At 47.4% G+C, this 15,248-nt stretch carries 14 protein-coding genes and 2 tRNA genes; 8 read left to right on the top strand and 8 right to left on the bottom strand.

The genetic code is table 11. The features are described 5' to 3' along the window. Window positions 1–39: 39 nt before the first annotated feature. Window positions 40–1,239 (top strand): threonine synthase, encoded by a 1,200-nt coding sequence (locus tag BGO59_RS17975; protein WP_293685269.1) that lies wholly within the window; start codon window positions 40–42, stop codon window positions 1,237–1,239. 68 nt (window positions 1,240–1,307) lie between these two features. Here BGO59_RS17975 and BGO59_RS17980 read toward each other — a convergent pair whose 3' ends face one another. Further along, entirely contained in the window at window positions 1,308–2,279 is a 972-nt protein-coding gene (locus BGO59_RS17980) for a rhodanese-related sulfurtransferase (protein ID WP_293685271.1), read from the bottom strand. A gap of 159 nt (window positions 2,280–2,438) precedes the next feature. Here BGO59_RS17980 and BGO59_RS17985 point away from each other — a divergent pair, with 159 nt between their 5' ends. Then, on the top strand, window positions 2,439–3,080 hold the full coding sequence (locus tag BGO59_RS17985; protein ID WP_293685273.1) for a deoxynucleoside kinase: 642 nt from the start codon (window positions 2,439–2,441) through the stop codon (window positions 3,078–3,080). 261 nt (window positions 3,081–3,341) lie between these two features. Here BGO59_RS17985 and BGO59_RS17990 read toward each other — a convergent pair whose 3' ends face one another. Beyond that, complete coding sequence (locus tag BGO59_RS17990) at window positions 3,342–3,509, bottom strand: hypothetical protein (RefSeq protein ID WP_293685275.1); 168 nt, start codon at window positions 3,507–3,509, stop codon at window positions 3,342–3,344. Between the two features lie 543 nt (window positions 3,510–4,052). Here BGO59_RS17990 and BGO59_RS17995 point away from each other — a divergent pair. The 3 genes from BGO59_RS17995 to BGO59_RS18005 all read left to right on the top strand — a co-directional run bounded on the left by BGO59_RS17995 (window position 4,053) and on the right by BGO59_RS18005 (window position 5,785). Beyond that, window positions 4,053–4,550: a LytTR family DNA-binding domain-containing protein gene (locus BGO59_RS17995; RefSeq protein WP_293685277.1), complete on the top strand. Its 498-nt coding sequence runs from the start codon at window positions 4,053–4,055 to the stop codon at window positions 4,548–4,550. A 395-nt stretch (window positions 4,551–4,945) separates the two neighbouring features. Beyond that, complete coding sequence (locus BGO59_RS18000; RefSeq protein WP_293685279.1) at window positions 4,946–5,215, top strand: hypothetical protein; 270 nt, start codon at window positions 4,946–4,948, stop codon at window positions 5,213–5,215. 222 nt (window positions 5,216–5,437) lie between these two features. Continuing rightward, complete coding sequence (locus BGO59_RS18005) at window positions 5,438–5,785, top strand: LytTR family DNA-binding domain-containing protein (RefSeq protein ID WP_293685281.1); 348 nt, start codon at window positions 5,438–5,440, stop codon at window positions 5,783–5,785. 409 nt (window positions 5,786–6,194) lie between these two features. On the opposite strand, the gene BGO59_RS18010 is transcribed toward BGO59_RS18005, so the two are convergent. The 3 genes from BGO59_RS18010 to BGO59_RS18020 all read right to left on the bottom strand — a co-directional run bounded on the left by BGO59_RS18010 (window position 6,195) and on the right by BGO59_RS18020 (window position 8,993). Next, on the bottom strand, window positions 6,195–7,172 hold the full coding sequence (locus BGO59_RS18010) for a ThuA domain-containing protein (RefSeq protein WP_293685282.1): 978 nt from the start codon (window positions 7,170–7,172) through the stop codon (window positions 6,195–6,197). 224 nt (window positions 7,173–7,396) lie between these two features. Then, window positions 7,397–8,686, bottom strand: coding sequence for a PKD domain-containing protein (locus tag BGO59_RS18015; RefSeq protein ID WP_293685284.1), 1,290 nt, complete (start codon window positions 8,684–8,686; stop codon window positions 7,397–7,399). A gap of 225 nt (window positions 8,687–8,911) precedes the next feature. Then, window positions 8,912–8,993: transfer RNA gene (locus BGO59_RS18020), tRNA-Leu, on the bottom strand. Between the two features lie 152 nt (window positions 8,994–9,145). Here BGO59_RS18020 and BGO59_RS18025 point away from each other — a divergent pair. Beyond that, complete coding sequence (locus BGO59_RS18025) at window positions 9,146–9,559, top strand: DUF3127 domain-containing protein (RefSeq protein ID WP_293685286.1); 414 nt, start codon at window positions 9,146–9,148, stop codon at window positions 9,557–9,559. An 87-nt stretch (window positions 9,560–9,646) separates the two neighbouring features. On the opposite strand, the gene BGO59_RS18030 is transcribed toward BGO59_RS18025, so the two are convergent. Then, a tRNA-Lys gene (locus BGO59_RS18030) sits at window positions 9,647–9,719 on the bottom strand. 56 nt (window positions 9,720–9,775) lie between these two features. On the opposite strand from BGO59_RS18030, the gene BGO59_RS18035 reads away from it, so the two are divergent. Further along, the gene (locus BGO59_RS18035) at window positions 9,776–10,519 is read left to right on the top strand and encodes a hypothetical protein (protein WP_080055574.1); all 744 of its coding nucleotides are present in this window, start codon (window positions 9,776–9,778) and stop codon (window positions 10,517–10,519) included. A 72-nt stretch (window positions 10,520–10,591) separates the two neighbouring features. On the opposite strand, the gene BGO59_RS18040 is transcribed toward BGO59_RS18035, so the two are convergent. Continuing rightward, entirely contained in the window at window positions 10,592–11,401 is an 810-nt protein-coding gene (locus BGO59_RS18040) for an SDR family oxidoreductase (protein WP_293685289.1), read from the bottom strand. A gap of 77 nt (window positions 11,402–11,478) precedes the next feature. After that, window positions 11,479–13,722, bottom strand: coding sequence for a gliding motility-associated C-terminal domain-containing protein (locus BGO59_RS18045; protein ID WP_293685291.1), 2,244 nt, complete (start codon window positions 13,720–13,722; stop codon window positions 11,479–11,481). 69 nt (window positions 13,723–13,791) lie between these two features. Between BGO59_RS18045 and rlmD the strand changes: the two genes are divergently transcribed. Next, window positions 13,792–15,237, top strand: a complete 1,446-nt coding sequence (rlmD, locus tag BGO59_RS18050) for a 23S rRNA (uracil(1939)-C(5))-methyltransferase RlmD (RefSeq protein WP_293685293.1) — start codon at window positions 13,792–13,794, stop codon at window positions 15,235–15,237. The last annotated feature ends 11 nt before the right edge of the window (window positions 15,238–15,248 follow it).

Below are 15,248 nucleotides of genomic sequence, written 5' to 3' on the forward strand. Positions count from 1 at the left end.
GTGGCTGGTTAACCGGGATTTTTCGGAAAAAATACAACCATGAACGTAGCTATTACATCATCACTATTAGGCGATTTACACTGTTCGCAATGTGGGAAAACCTACGACCCGTTTAGTCGGCAGACGGTGTCTCGATGCTGTCAGGCTCCTTTGCTTTGTGACTATGTACTGGATGTAGGTAGTGTATTGCCCGGTGATTTGGCCTCCCGGCCTAAATCGCTCTGGCGTTATGAAGAGCTGCTACCTGGTATTCAGCCCGAGAATCGGGTGAGCCTGGGTGAAGGGTTTACACCGATTCTGACCCTGAATCGACTGGCTAGCCAAAATAATCTGCAACACCTCCTCCTGAAAGACGAAGGACTAAATCCGACGGGCTCGTTCAAAGCGCGCGGGTTAAGTATGGCAATTTCGAAAGCGAAAGAAAACGGTGAACAGGCCTGTATTATTCCAACGGCTGGTAACGCGGGGGTGGCAATGGCCGCTTATTGTGCACGGGCTGGTATGGAAGCCGTAGTCGTGATGCCCCGTCACACGCCTGATGCCTTTAAGGAAGCTTGCCGGGCCTATAATGCTCGCCTTATTGAAGTAGATGGGTTGATCAACGACTGTGCGGCCAATGTGCAGGAAATCAATCAGTCTGGCGCGTATTTCGACGTATCGACCTTAAAGGAACCTTATCGGCTGGAGGGTAAGAAAACTATGGGCTTTGAAATCGCTGAGCAGTTGGCCTGGCAGCTACCCGACGTGATTGTTTACCCGACTGGAGGAGGAACCGGCCTGATCGGCATCTGGAAAGCGTTCGATGAGATGCAATCGTTGGGGTGGCTTCCGCAGGAGGTAACCCTGCCGCGCATGGTAGCCGTACAGGCTGAATCGTGTTGTCCCATTGTGACCACCTGGCAGGGCAAACAACTGAATAGCAAGCAATATGTCGGGCGACCTACTCTGGCCAACGGACTAGCGGTTCCGCGCCCAATCGGCGAACCACTTATTCTGAGTGTGTTGCTTGAATCGGGTGGAACCGCCATTGCCGTTTCGGACGAGGAGATGGTGAAAGGTGTACGCGAACTTGCCCGGTATGAAGGAATTTTTGGCGCGCCAGAAGGCGGGGCTGTATGGGCAGCTACCAAAAAACTGCTGGAACAAGGCTGGATTCAACCCAACGAACGGGTACTGCTTCTGAATACCGGATCGGGACAGAGCTATCTGGATAATCTGAAGGGGAAGCTGACCGATTGAATGCTAAAGCGGTTGATTGACGCAGGCGATTCCAACGCGTCAATCAACCGCTTTAGCATTCAATCAAGTTATAAATTAACCGCCAGCGTTTGTCCTTTCCGGCTTTTGAAACCTTGCAGAGGGGAGTAACTGTCGGTTGTTTTTCCATAGTACCCCGTACCGTCGTATTCACGGAGTTGCGGATCGTTCTTGCATGCGTCAGAACAGGTCCCCTGGTGCTCGAGGCCGCAGGATTCGCAGAGGGTAAAATGATTGTTGCAGGCAGGGCTCGCGCAGTTGACCATCCGGCTGGTAGGCGTGCCACAGCGATGACAGGTCGATATAACGGCCGGATTGACCTGGTTAACGGGCACCGTAACCCGATTGTCGAACACATAGCATTCGCCGTCAAAATCTTCACCACCCGCTTCCATACCGTATTTGATGATGCCGCCGTGAAGCTGGTACACATTGTCGAATCCCTGTGCAAGCAGATAAGCCGACGCTTTTTCGCATTTAATGCCGCCCGTACAGTAGGTGACAATCTTTTTGCCGGAGCCTTTCAGGTGCTCGATTTCTGCTATGTGTTCAGGCAGCTCACGCAGGTTTTCCATGTCGAACGTAATGGCTCCTTTGAACTTGCCTACCGAGTGCTCATAATTGGACCGCATATCGACCAGCACCACATCCGGGTCATTTTTCAGGTTCAGAAACTCGTCGGGCTCAACGTAAATACCCGTTTGCCGGAGCGGATCGACAGGGAGGTCGGAGTGAACAATTTCGGGTTTTACCCGAACGTGTAACTTCTGGAACGTATGGCCGTCGGCTTCATCGACTTTGAATTCAATACCAGCAAAACGAGGATCGTTGCGAAGTGTATCCATATAGGCTTCGCAATCGGCGGTCAGGCCCGATACGGTTCCATTGAGACCTTCGGGGGCGACAATAATCCGCCCCAGCAAGTTAAGGTTGAGGCACAGCATATGATGTTCCTCCCGATATTGCTCCGGATTCTCAATGGGCGAATAGATGTAATACAAAAGCACTCGATACGGTTTCATAGGCAAAAAGTGAAAGAGTGAATTACCGGGCTGGCGCACCAGTGAAAGAGCGGATTCGCAACGGCAAATCAGACTCCTGATTAAGGCTCTTTTCAAATACAAAATTAAACTCAAAACACGAAAGTTCGTTATAGAAGGAATAAAGGTATCTGTTTGCGTATGCATATCGCCATTACTGGAAATATCGGTGCGGGGAAAACTACGCTGGCCGAAATGCTGGCTACTCAATTTGGCTGGGAAGTTTTGTATGAAGCAGTCGAGGGGAATCCGTACCTGGCTGATTTCTACGCGGATATGCCGCGCTGGTCATTTAATCTGCAAATCTTTTTTCTGAATAGCCGCTTTGCGCAAATGAAACGCATTCTGGATCGTCAACAGGCTATAGAAGCTATATCCGGTCGGCCAGGGGTAATGATTCAGGATCGGACCATTTATGAGGATGCCGCTATTTTTGCCCGTAATCTGTACCAGCGTGGCGATATGACCGAGCGCGATTACCTGACATACCGACAGGTGTTTGAAAACATGACGAGTCTGGTTCGGCCGCCCGATCTGATGATTTACCTTCGAGCCAGTCTGCCCCGACTTCGCCAGCGCATTCGAAAGCGAGGGCGGGATTTCGAACAGGCCATAAGCGATGAATACCTTGATAGCCTGAATCAACTCTACGAAGAGTTTGCTTCAGGCTATCAGTTAGGACCTCTACTGGTACTGGATGTCGATCGGCTGGATTATGTAGCTCGCCCGTCTGATTTCGACGAAGTAGTGAGCCTGATCAATACGTCGCTCTCCGATTTATAATCCACTAATAATTCGGGCGTATACATTATTGGCTGAGTTCCCATCGTAGGTTTGCGTAGCATCATTACTCACATTGACCGTAATGTTGGCCCCCCCTGAATTAGCAGTAGTACAGGTAACACTAAAACCCAGCAACGCCGTCGCATTGGTGGTAACAATTTACCCTTTATTGATCGCCAGGGCACTAATCGGGAAAGTAAGGCGATCGACCAGCGTGTTTGAGGCATCATAACTATTGAGCTAATCCCAGTTTCCCAGATTTTAGTTATTGCTACCGACAACTTTTATGGTAGAAGGTAAATACCAGGCTGTTCGGAAGACTGCCGCCGATGGGTCCAGTAAGTGGGGGATGGCGGCAAAAAGAGGAGAATCTGTTACCAGGTACAGAATGGTGAGCAATACATTGCTTGTTAGGCTATAGTTTTTCATAATTGATAGGTTTACTTGATGAGGATCCTTTTGGTTGCTTACGAGGATTGTAAGGGAAAGTTAAAATTTGGTTACAGGAAAAATGATAATATGTAGAATAAATGTTATTTTTTCGTTAAACAAGTAAGTGTACAGGTTTTAAGGCAATCGCTTATCGTTAAAGACTCCTCTGTTTAGCGGGTAGTTGTGAAGTTTGGCTTAGTAATTGCACAAGTGCCTTTTCCTGAACAAACATTGGTTTTAACCATCAGCCTTCTTTGTGGCGGAGCTTAGTTATTGAGGTGATTTAAGCGCTCAAAATGCTGATCTTAAGATGCTTTAATAGCGAAGGAAAAACAGTTGTCGTAAAAAATAATTACCGTATTGGGCTTTGGCGTAATTCTTGTAACCGTGATTCGGTAAGTAAAAATAACTAAGTAATGGCATGGGGAGCTGATAGCATAATTCCAGGAAATTTCCAGTCAGAAACTTAGATTTTACGATGGAAGCTCAACCAGATTTGTTGAGAACTGAAATGATTTACTCAACCGGTTTGCCTATCGAATGATTGTCTACATTCATCAACCAGCCAGTAATCCTGCTGAATTACTTTCCTGGCCACCCTTACGGGTTTATTCGAGCGATAGCGGTGCAAAATGGCGAGCTGTTGCCGACTTAATGTATTTGCGGGGTGAGGCCAATTATACATGGCTTCATTGGAGGAGCGATCCGCCCATATTAGTCCCATACACGCTTAAACGGGTTGAAGCCAAGTTGCCTTCAACCTGGTTTACGCGTACGCATCGGCATTATGTGGTAAATCAGCGATTTATGGAACGAATCGAGCTTGGCAACGCCAGTGCCATGTTGCATCTGACAAATGGGGCTGCTTTACCGATTTCCCGTCGTAAATGGTCACTCCTACGCCGTGAATGGGCTGGTGTGGAGGCTGCGGAAATGGCTGGGCCTGAATCCCGTTCTGTTCGCCCGGCAGTCGCCCCCAGACTAACCATTTTTCCGCCTGAGAAAAACGTTTTTGCGTCTATTCTGATGCGCGACTAGGTCGTTAGCGAACTAATTTCGTTACCTATCGAGTCCATGCCGATTTCTCGTTGGTGACGTGCCCCCGTTATTTTATGCCATATACCCTAAAAAAAAGCCTGACAGCAACTGCTGAATTCAGGCTTTTAGGCTTATCGTCTTGTCAGATTTAAGGGTACTTACTAGGAAATAGAATTGTGCGCATCCGAACAAAAATACCCGACTCAAGGGCGGTCGGGTATTTTTTATAACTAATTGATGAGTTTTATCCTCTACATACGTCAGATCGTAAAAGGTGGATTGGTGCCCAACTAAAAAAAGGTAAAAAAGTTTAATCCACTGGCTCAATTATATCTGGAATCGACTGAAACTATTCAACGCTAGAGCGGTTATTTCCATAAACAACCTATATAATCATGGACAAAAAAGTAACCACTCTGGTTGGACTGGCATTAGGAGCATCGTTGCTGGCTGGTTTTGGGATTTATAAATTGATCAGTAACAAACGTAGTAAAACCCATAAAACGTCAGCACCCGAGTCCGGTGTTGGTCGAAACGGCTTGGCGGATGGGTTTATTGGCAATGGATTCGTCAAAAGTACTGGTCTTTACAAAGGGATCGATCTGGCGAACGGTCTGATCGGAGGAGGTTTGTATAAATTGCGTGGGGCTCATATAGGCGGCTGATCGTTCGGTGCCAAGAGTTTTGCCACGTCAGGGCTCATGAATATTCGGTTTACCAATGAATATAAAGAGAGCCGCAGAGGATGAGCATGTGCAATAATTAGGTCTTTTTTACGGTTCAGCAGCTGTTTTTACCAGTTCATCCATCTGAGTATTTGGCTGGCATAGGGGGCGTTTACTTTTGTCTGCGAAACAACGACACAAGACTTAAACACCCCCTTGCTAATGGACACATTGCTTCTGCCTCACTTTACATCGAAACGCTCTATTCCTATACAAACCATCGAATACCTGGAAGCCATGGGTAATTACACGATGGTTCATTTGATGGGACAAAAACCGATGCTTGTAGCGATCACGCTGAAACGATTCGAAGAACGATTGCCCTCCTTCCTGCGGATTCATAAAGGGATGCTGGTAAACCCTGCTCATATTGTTACTTACCGAATTCGGTACGAATCGAATCCATTTGTTGAACTCTCGCGCGAACGGCAGCTAACCGTATCACGTCGGCAGATTCGAAGGTTAAGACCAACCCTGGCCGCTTTCTCAACGGTTACTGCTAAATCCTGATAATCAAATCAGGCCTGTGCAGTTTTAGGTTTTCTTATCATCTAGTTTAAGCGTACTTTAGATTTAAAGAAACAGGCCATGCTAACTAGCATGGCCTGTCTAATTGCAAGGTGTAAAGTAGACATTTAAAGACAGTTAAATACCATATATGTAAACCGCCAGCTATACTACTTACTTATTGGTAAACAATATTAATACCATAGTCTATACAAAACAAAACTATTTTAGTTTGTTTAATTACTTTTTAAATAAATTAGACAAACTAAAGGCTTTCATAATTAGTATTCTATTGAATAGAGTTTAATCTGGGTGACTGGTAAATAAAAAGTTAATCTTACGTGTATTTACGTAACTATTCTGTAGAGGTAATAGCAGCGCCCAAGTTATGTGTACTGTATGGGACCTGACCTTATTCCGTAAAACTTCGTTTACTAGTCGAATTTGGTGTTGGAAAATCAGGGGGAATGGGAATATCAACTTTACCGGTAGCTGCCCACTGGGCCCCTCGCTGTAGCGAAGTAATGAAGCCTACACATTCGACAGAGTAGTCGACGTGGCCTAAGGGCGTATGGAAAATCCGCCCCTTTCCGTAGTTGATGGTCATCAGCATAGGTTCATTGCGACCCGTACCCTTGTTCTCCGTAGACGAAAAGGCGGTTGCCAATACGGCCATATTCTCGGCTGGTCCGCGCAACCGATCGTACATCTCATCTTTCGTATGCATCCAGGTTAAGGGCATTCCTTTCGTGATAGGATGATTCGTGTCGCGTACGGTAATCAAAAACTCCTGTTGTGCACCATGCGATCCGGCCCGACCAGGTTGCTGGTCTCTAATCAACTTTCCTTCGTTATCATAATATACGTAAGGACCATCTTTCTCGGTTCGATCACCCCAGCCTCCCAAACCAATCATTTTGTTATAGGCAGGCCACAACGGAAACGAATTATCAGCCGCATGGACCACAACCAGGCCACCCCCTTTTTTTATGAAGCTTTCGAAGTCAGTCTGCGTTTCATCGGACCAGGGAGCGGCATTCCAGCCAAAATTACAGACAACAAGATCATAGTTCGAAAAATCGGGGTGAAAGCTGGAATCTGCTCGGGATTTTGGCAGTGCTTTCGTTGTCTGAACACCCGGAATTTTGTATTTGTCAATTAAATCTGCTCCGTTCCAGGTATAATACGTTCGTTTTACGTCGACCGAAAATTTGCCTGTCTCTTCCAGGTAACGCTTGATCATAAACGTGATTTTGGGCCACTGATCATGGTTGTTCTGCCCATCAACGATTAGTGTCCGAATGACTTTCGTTTTAGTCTTATTGGGCGATTGTGCTAATCCCGCGCTGGTAATGACAAGCAGCAGAAACAGAGTGTATAGGGGTTTCATAAGAACTGTTTGGCCATAATAGATTTACGGACTCGGAAAATGTAGTAGCTGGATGCAAAAACGCGAAATGGATTGAATCTACTTGAGCAGTTTGGGAAACTCTTGTGAGCGACTATCAGTAATGTTTGGCTGATCTCCAGTCATTGAGCTGAACTGAACTAACTACCGTATCGTAGGCGTGGCAATTGACTTATTGCTAAATGGTCAAGATCAAACTTAACAGATCAGGGACAATAAACGGGTTGGCCAACAGGTGAAGCGGCTTGCCGACCGGATGGCAGTATCTGGTTATAATTTAATCGTGTAATCAGTCGGGGTGCTAGTTCGTAATTGTACTGCATAACCAGTGCATCGGAAAGTGTCTGCATCATGCTGACACCCGGCCGGTAATAGGGAGTAGTAGCTGGCGATACATAGCTGAACTGGCTGATCAGTATATCCTGTGGAAATTGATCGCGCCAGTATTCGGGAACGACATACTGATATCCCCGAGCGGGCTGAGCTTCCAACCTAACTAGTTGATTCACGTAGCCTTTGACCTGAAACTCGCGATACTGATTCCAATAGCTACCGCAGGTACCAAGAACCTTCAAAGGGTCACCACCAACCATAAGTGGAAATGTCTGACAATCACGGAGTGTATCGTGTGCTAGTCCAAAGGAATGGCCTAACTCATGAGCGGCCAATTCAGCATTGGCATTCAAGCAAACCAGGAATGGACCTTCATAGGTGGAGTAACCTGCATAGGGGTATTTGGGATAACCCGTTGGGAGGGTTGGGTCTTTCATGAAAAAGACAATCCGGGTAGCTGCTTTAGCTTGTTTGAGGGCTACCAGCTTCTGGGTGAGTGGATCGGTTGAATCCGCAAATAGTTTATTCATCAAGCCTTCCGGATCTCCACTATCCTTGAAACGAGCCATTTCATCGGCCGACAATGGGTAGATGATATGCTGAAAGACGAGTTTATTCAATTCCTGCGGATGTTCTGGTTGGGCACGGTTTAGAAAATCGACAAAAACTCGATTCTGATATGGATCGTAATGATTACCATTGATTGTAGGAAACGCGCTGACGAAAGATGGATCAGTGAGTATGTAAAGTAATCGAATGGTATCCCGCTTATTGGATGGTAAGTCTGCAAACGTGCGGGCTAGCCTGGTACCCACTATTACCGATTGAATGCCGAAGATCTGTCGGGTATTTCGGTCGATAGTCAGTTTTACCTGATAGGTAGCGTTACGGGTAAATTGATGGGTAATTCGAGGTGACTGGGTACTCACCTGCGCAGTGCTATCGCCAAAATTCCAGCGATAGGTGGCTCCCTGCTGACTTGAATCCGCCTTAAAAACAACTAGTCCATCCTGCTGGGGAACTATGTGAACAGTAAAAAGCGCTGTTTCCGGGCTATCTGGGGGCAGCTCTCTTGAACAAAAAATTAACAGAGAACTCATAGCCACCAGGCAGATGGGGAGCCATTTTCCAATAGGCGCGATGTTGTGGATTATCGATTTCATCGACGTTTGTATTTAACAGTTGAGTGTGAGGCAAAAATTTGCCAGGTAAGCTCCGCCAATAGGAATCAACTGATGGGTAAGAAGCTCATCAAAAATTAGTAGGTTGATTACTCTGTAAACCTAGAATGTTCCACCTCTTTTGGCCTTGATCTACTATTTATACAAACCGAAAAACAAACAAGCACTTACTAGTAAGTGTAAGTGCTTGTTTTTTAGTTTGTTATGTGACCACGGGGAGACTCGAACTCCCATGCCGTGAAGCACCACCCCCTCAAGATGGCGTGTCTACCAGTTTCACCACGTGGCCGATTCGGTTATCGAGGTGCAAATATAGCGTTTTAGCTTTTTTCTGCAAAAGACGCCCGTAAATCTTTTGCTTTTTTCCCTGCGCCAGGGGGGAAACCGACGAAAATTTCGTACTTTTATCTTTCTAAATTAAAAGATTAAAGCCCATATAGTATGGCACTTGAATTAGTCGGAAAGCTCATAAAAGTATTACCCGAAGTTACGGGGCAGGGTCGGAATGGAGCCTGGAATAAACAGGAATTTGTTATTGAAACACTGGATAGTCAATATCCTAAGAAAGTTTGCATGACCGCCTGGGGTGAAAAAGCGAATGATCTGAAGCAGTTTGCCGAAGGTGATACGCTGAAAGCCACCTTTAGCGCCGAGTCTCGCGAGTATAACGATCGTTGGTATACGGAACTGCGTGCGTTTCGAATCGAACTGACCGATGGCGATAGTGCCCCGGCCGCACCGGCAAGACCTGCTACGATGCAACAACCACAAGCGCGTTCAACGCAGCCAGCTCAATCGTCGGCTATGTCGTTCAACGCAGCCTTTGACGAGGAAAGCAACGATCTTCCATTTTAACAACAGCAAACGAAGAAGGGTAAGAACAAGAGAATGGATATACCATTTTCTCGTGTTCTTACCCTTCTTCGTTTAAGATTCTTTTTGTGATTCGGCTGGGATTCGAACCCAGGACCCATACATTAAAAGTGTATTGCTCTACCAGCTGAGCTACCGAATCAGTTGAACAGATTTCGCTTTTGAGAGCGTCTTTGTTCCTAATCGCGGTGCAAAATTATGGCCTTATTTCGTTCATTGCAAGCTATTCGTCTTAAAATAAGCCTATTTTTTTGTTTGCTGTCAGTTACTGCGCTGGCACAGACGGCCTTAACAGATTCTCTTCATCGAGCAGACTCGCTATTTGCCAGAGGAAATTACGCGCATGCTGCCTATTTATTTGAGATGGCTTTGGCTGAAGGGCATACCGCTACTGACCCGATATTGTTAAAACTTGCCAGCATTTATGAGCAGCAAAATGACATTCCCCGACTGCTTTATTATCTGGATGTCTATTTTGATAGACACCCGGACGATGCTGTGCTGCGCCGAATGAATGAAATCGCTCGAGCCAATAATCTCAGCGGCTATGAGACCGATGACCTGAATTATTTCTACCTGTTTTATCGAAAATACGGAATTTATTTTCTCCTCTTTTTGCTAATTCCGGCAGGCTATGTCTTTAGTGTTCTTATCCTGAAGGTGATCCGCAAAGAAGAGATCCCAACCCGCCAGAAGTGGATTGTCTTTCTGTATCTGTTCCTGTTACTCATCTTTACCAATTTGCCTGAGGGGGTTCAGTCGGGTATTACCAGCCATGATCGGGTGCTGCTTCGCACCGACCCTTCTGCGGCTGCACCCGTAGTAGAGGTGATTGGTCGTGGACACAAGCTCAATATCCTGGGCAAAAAAGATATCTACCTGCGTATCCTCTGGCATAATGAACTCTACTTCATCCGACGTGACAACGTTTGGATAATTTAATGAGCGAAAGAGTGAATGAGTGAAAGAGCGAAATGCTGACGCAAACTATTCTTCACTCTTTCACTCTTTCGATCATTTCTTAAGTGGCGAGTCTTTTTCTTTGGCCAGCGTGTTGTAGACGAGTTTGTCGGCAAGGCTGGGTAGCCACTTATTGATGAATACGGTCAGCTTCCCCTGGGTGGTTAGAATAAGTTCACGCTTACGGGATTTTACCGCTTTTAGAATATGATCGGAGCATTCTTCGGCGCTCATCATATTGCTTTCGTCGCGCATGGTTTCACCTTTGGCATTACCGTGGGCATCCAGAGCGGAGTAACGAATATTTGAGGCTGTAAATCCAGGGCAGGCCGTCAATACGTGAACGCCCGTATGCAATAGTTCGGTGCGAACAGCTTCCAGAAACCCGTTCATCGCAAACTTGGAGGCCGAATAGCCTGACCGTACAGGAAGTCCCCTATATCCAGCTATCGAGGAGATACCGACGATAGAGCCTTTTGATTCGATAAGGTAGGGTAGGGCGTATCGGGTAGCGTAAACGGTTCCCATAAAGTTGATGTCCATTACTTTCTGAATCACCGACGGATCGGTATCAATCAGCATGGAACGCATGGAAATCCCCGCGTTATTGATCAGAACATCCAGGCGGCCGTATTGAGCGATAGTCTGTTCGATAAGCCGTTTGACATCGGCTTCCACACTGACATCGGCTGTTATGGAAAATACATCTATACTGGCCTGCTGTAGTTCACTGGTTACGGCTTGTAGCGCGTCGGCCTTGCGTCCGCAGATGACAATATGAGCTCCTTCGCGCCCAAACGCAAAAGCCAGCGCCCGGCCGATACCCGACGAAGCACCGGTAATCAATACAACTTTATTTTTCATAGAGGGAACAAAGATAGAGCAATTCGTCGATAGTAAGCAGGGGTGAATTGAATCGACTCACTGCCTGCCAACGGCGATTAACGAATCAAGGTAACCGTTCCTTTTAGGGTTCGTTGGGTGGTAAGGAGTAGGTAGTAATAGGTGCCGGTAGGGGAGTTGGTGCCGTACCATCGGAATTTAGGGTCAGTGGACGAAAAAATGGTAGCTCCCCAGCGATTAGTAATGTCAACACGTCTGAACTGCTCGCTACAGGAGTTTTCAGGTAAGTCTTTGACGGCAAAATAGTCGTTGATCCCGTCGCCATTGGGGGTAAATACATTTGGCACTTTAATGTCGGCCGCGAATGTTGGGTTGGTAACATGGAAGGTGACGGTCGTAGTAGCGGTATGATTGGGCTGGCAGGATCGATCATCGACCACAAAATCCACCACAAACGTTGCTTCGGTTTTCCCTGCCATTAGTTCGCAGGTGGGTTTCCAGTCAAAAGCCGATCGGAGCGTAGGCAAACCTGATTTATTTGTGAAGTTCATTCCCAGATCTTTTACATCGAAACCACGTCCTGTTCCCGAAAGTTGAATCGTATCCCGGTCGGGGTCATTGCCCAGCACATCGAAAGCGGTGTGCCCTGTCGAATCGTTTGGGCTAACGGTAAGTTCAACCACAGGTTGGGGGAGTGTCGTTTGAACACTAGGTGGCTGACTGGGTTTGCCCACTGCCGACAGATTGACCGTAACCGTATCGCGCAGGTTCTGATTACAGCGGGTATCCGTAACAATAAAGTCGACTATGTAGTTGGGTTGGGTTGCCTGCGTACAGGTTGGTTTCCAGGTAAAGAGCTGGGAGACCTTTCCCACTCCCGAAGCTGATCCAAAAGTCATACCTGCCTGGGTCAGCGCAAAGCCTCGCCCCACAGCCTGAATGGTAATATTGTCGTTGTCAATATCATTGCCGAAAGCTGTGAATGTCAGCGAGGTTCCTACATTGATTTTGGCCAGATTGTTCAGCAGGTTGGTACTGGCTGTTGGCTTATGGTTTAGGGATGGAGTTATTGATAGCTGGATGCTGATGGTATCGCTAAGCCCTTGCGGACAACCATCGTCGGTGGCTCGAATCATAAGCGTAACGGGTTTGCCATCGGCACCAACGCATCGGCCAAAGCAGAATTTCGCCTGTAACGTATCCTTGCTGCTTCGCGTGAACAAATCGCCGGGGGCAATGGTCAGGCCAGGCAGTGACCCACTCATATTGATAATGGTAATGTGCTGGTTCGGGTCAATGTCGGTAACATACAGACTTAAACAGTTCGTGTCCTTTTCGGCAATGGTGAGCACGGTTCCTTCTTTATAAAAGGTTTTCTGACCGTCGGGCCTGAAAAGGAGTTGGGGAGCGTTGTTGCGGGGACAGTCGATCACTAGCACCTGAAAATCACGCCGAACTACCCCGATCCGTTTACCCGCCCGAAATTCGGCTACTTCGACTGAAAAAACGAATAAGCCTGCCCGGTCGGGCGTGACGCTCAGTAAACCGGTACGGGCATTGACGCGAAGGGGCGCCGAACCCGGAATTTCATTCGCAACAGAGATGCCGGTATTCCATTGAATAGTCGGATACGGGCCTGAGTAAAAGACGGGTTGATCAAAGGGATTGCTGGGATTACTGGGAATGGGTATTGCTGCCGTGCTGAAGCCATTGTAAGGAGTAACCAGCGTATAGCTCAGACTATCACCATCGGTATCTTTGGCGCTGAAATCAAGTGTGAAGGGTTGCCCAATACAGGCATAATCGCCTTTAGGAATTGTAAAATTTGGTGACGAGTTTTTGGTCGATAAAGCTGGAAATTCCAGGTAGAAGGTCGAGCCTGCCCCGCTGGGATTGACAATATTATTGATGACTCCATTTCGACAACAACGATCCCACGAAATGTAATAGCCGCCCGGATCGTTGAAGATATTGGGGTCGAACGTTACGTCGTTACTGTATTTGATCAATAACGTACTCAGACTCGATGTGGCACAGGCAGGTCTGGTATATACAACAGGTTGTTCACTAACGTAAGAAAGAGCGAGCGCACCCATAAACTGGTTAGTCCGTTTGGAAAAAATACCCACCCGGATCACCCCATCTCTAGCACCCTGACTGCCATTAACAAGGTCGAAGTACAGATTCAGGTTGACCCGGTGGGTATAAGTTGACTGAGTACCCAGGTACCGCAGTTCAAGTTCTCCCCCGACGATGTGCGTTGCTGAGCTGAAGTGGCTGATAACCAGAAGGAAGGATGTCAGTAAAAAAGGCAGCCTTATCAGACGGTACAAGTTGAGCATAGGGTAGAAATTGTTCGGAATGGAGAGTGTCCGAAAATGGATGCTTAAATTAGCGACTTTTTAGGACTTATGCGTAGAAGGATTCATAAAACACCCGAACGGTTGGCAAGCGTCCGAATCGATGCGGTGGCTGCCGAAGGAAAGTGTATTGTACGTACCGACGAGGGCGTAATTTTCGTAGATAATCCAACCGGAGGGCCTGGTGTGGCTCCGGGTGATCTGGTCGATCTGCGCATTACAAATCGAAAAAAACAGTATCGTGAAGCGGTAGCCGAACACATTCATGAATGGTCGCCGGTGCGTGCTGAGCCGTTTTGTGAGCATTTTGGTACCTGTGGCGGCTGCAAGTGGCAGCATATTCAATACAGTGAACAACTGGGCTTTAAACACCAGCAGGTGATCGATCATCTGACTCGCATCGGGAAGGTGGCCCTGCCCGAAATACGGCCTATCCTGCCTGCTCATCCCACTCAATACTACCGGAACAAACTGGAATTTACCTGTGCCGAAGGGCGTTGGCTGACCACGCGTGAGGTCAATACCGATCAGTTGATCGATCAGCGAGCGGTTGGCTTTCACGTTCCGGGCCGGTTCGATAAAGTGCTTCCCATTCATCATTGTTACCTTCAGCCCGATCCGTCCAATGCGATTCGACAGGCGGTGAATGACTACGTATTTGCACATGGCCTGACGTTGTATAACCTGAAAGCACACACGGGTTTTCTGCGGACACTGATCATCCGTACTGCTGCCACTACGCAGCAGGTCATGGTAACGTTGCAGGTAGCCCAGGATAATCCCGAGATGCTCAATGAGTTACTTAGTTACCTTCAGACGCAGTTTCCTCAGATTACATCATTGAATTATATCCTGAACACGAAGAAAAACGATAGCTATCAGGATCAGGAGGTAATCAACTGGGCGGGCAAACCCTACATTGAGGAGCAAATGGATGAAGCCGACGGGCCACCACTGACGTTTCGGATTGGTCCTAAATCCTTTTACCAGACCAACGCCCAGCAAGCGCATAATTTGTATAAGATCACGCGTGAATGGGCTGGCCTTACCGGGCGCGAGCGTGTGTATGATCTCTATACCGGAACGGGCACCATTGCCTTGTTTGTGGCCCGTCGGGCAAAGCAGGTAATTGGGGTGGAATATGTTGAGGCTTCGGTAGCTGATGCGCGAATTAATGCCCAGGTTAATAACATTACCAATACCACATTTGTAGCCGGTGATATGCGGGATATTCTGACGGATGGCTTTTTCGATCAGCATGGTCGGCCGGAAGTGGTTATTACCGACCCTCCTCGTGCAGGTATGGACGAAGCCGTGACGCGGCAGCTGCTGAAAGCGGCTCCCGAACGGATTGTATATGTAAGCTGCAACACCGCTACCCAGGCCCGCGATTTAGGTATTCTAGATGAAAGCTATCGCGTGGCCGATGTGCAGCCCGTAGATATGTTTCCGCATACGCACCACGTCGAGAACATTGCGCTTTTGGTGAAGCGGTAAACGAATGGATA

It is taken from the genome of Spirosoma sp. 48-14 (genome assembly GCF_001898575.1).
Taxonomy (GTDB): Bacteria; Bacteroidota; Bacteroidia; order Cytophagales; family Spirosomataceae; genus Spirosoma.

What these genes read in the sequence shown, in the direction of transcription:
- BGO59_RS17975 (WP_293685269.1), top strand. Translation starts at nt 40, where the DNA reads ATGAACGTAGCTATTACATCATCACTATTAGGCGATTTACACTGTTCG.
- BGO59_RS17980 (WP_293685271.1), bottom strand. Translation starts at nt 2,279, where the DNA reads ATGAAACCGTATCGAGTGCTTTTGTATTACATCTATTCGCCCATTGAG.
- BGO59_RS17985 (WP_293685273.1), top strand. Translation starts at nt 2,439, where the DNA reads ATGCATATCGCCATTACTGGAAATATCGGTGCGGGGAAAACTACGCTG.
- BGO59_RS17990 (WP_293685275.1), bottom strand. Translation starts at nt 3,509, where the DNA reads ATGAAAAACTATAGCCTAACAAGCAATGTATTGCTCACCATTCTGTAC.
- BGO59_RS17995 (WP_293685277.1), top strand. Translation starts at nt 4,053, where the DNA reads ATGATTGTCTACATTCATCAACCAGCCAGTAATCCTGCTGAATTACTT.
- BGO59_RS18000 (WP_293685279.1), top strand. Translation starts at nt 4,946, where the DNA reads ATGGACAAAAAAGTAACCACTCTGGTTGGACTGGCATTAGGAGCATCG.
- BGO59_RS18005 (WP_293685281.1), top strand. Translation starts at nt 5,438, where the DNA reads ATGGACACATTGCTTCTGCCTCACTTTACATCGAAACGCTCTATTCCT.
- BGO59_RS18010 (WP_293685282.1), bottom strand. Translation starts at nt 7,172, where the DNA reads ATGAAACCCCTATACACTCTGTTTCTGCTGCTTGTCATTACCAGCGCG.
- BGO59_RS18015 (WP_293685284.1), bottom strand. Translation starts at nt 8,686, where the DNA reads ATGAAATCGATAATCCACAACATCGCGCCTATTGGAAAATGGCTCCCC.
- BGO59_RS18025 (WP_293685286.1), top strand. Translation starts at nt 9,146, where the DNA reads ATGGCACTTGAATTAGTCGGAAAGCTCATAAAAGTATTACCCGAAGTT.
- BGO59_RS18035 (WP_080055574.1), top strand. Translation starts at nt 9,776, where the DNA reads ATGGCCTTATTTCGTTCATTGCAAGCTATTCGTCTTAAAATAAGCCTA.
- BGO59_RS18040 (WP_293685289.1), bottom strand. Translation starts at nt 11,401, where the DNA reads ATGAAAAATAAAGTTGTATTGATTACCGGTGCTTCGTCGGGTATCGGC.
- BGO59_RS18045 (WP_293685291.1), bottom strand. Translation starts at nt 13,722, where the DNA reads ATGCTCAACTTGTACCGTCTGATAAGGCTGCCTTTTTTACTGACATCC.
- rlmD (WP_293685293.1), top strand. Translation starts at nt 13,792, where the DNA reads ATGCGTAGAAGGATTCATAAAACACCCGAACGGTTGGCAAGCGTCCGA.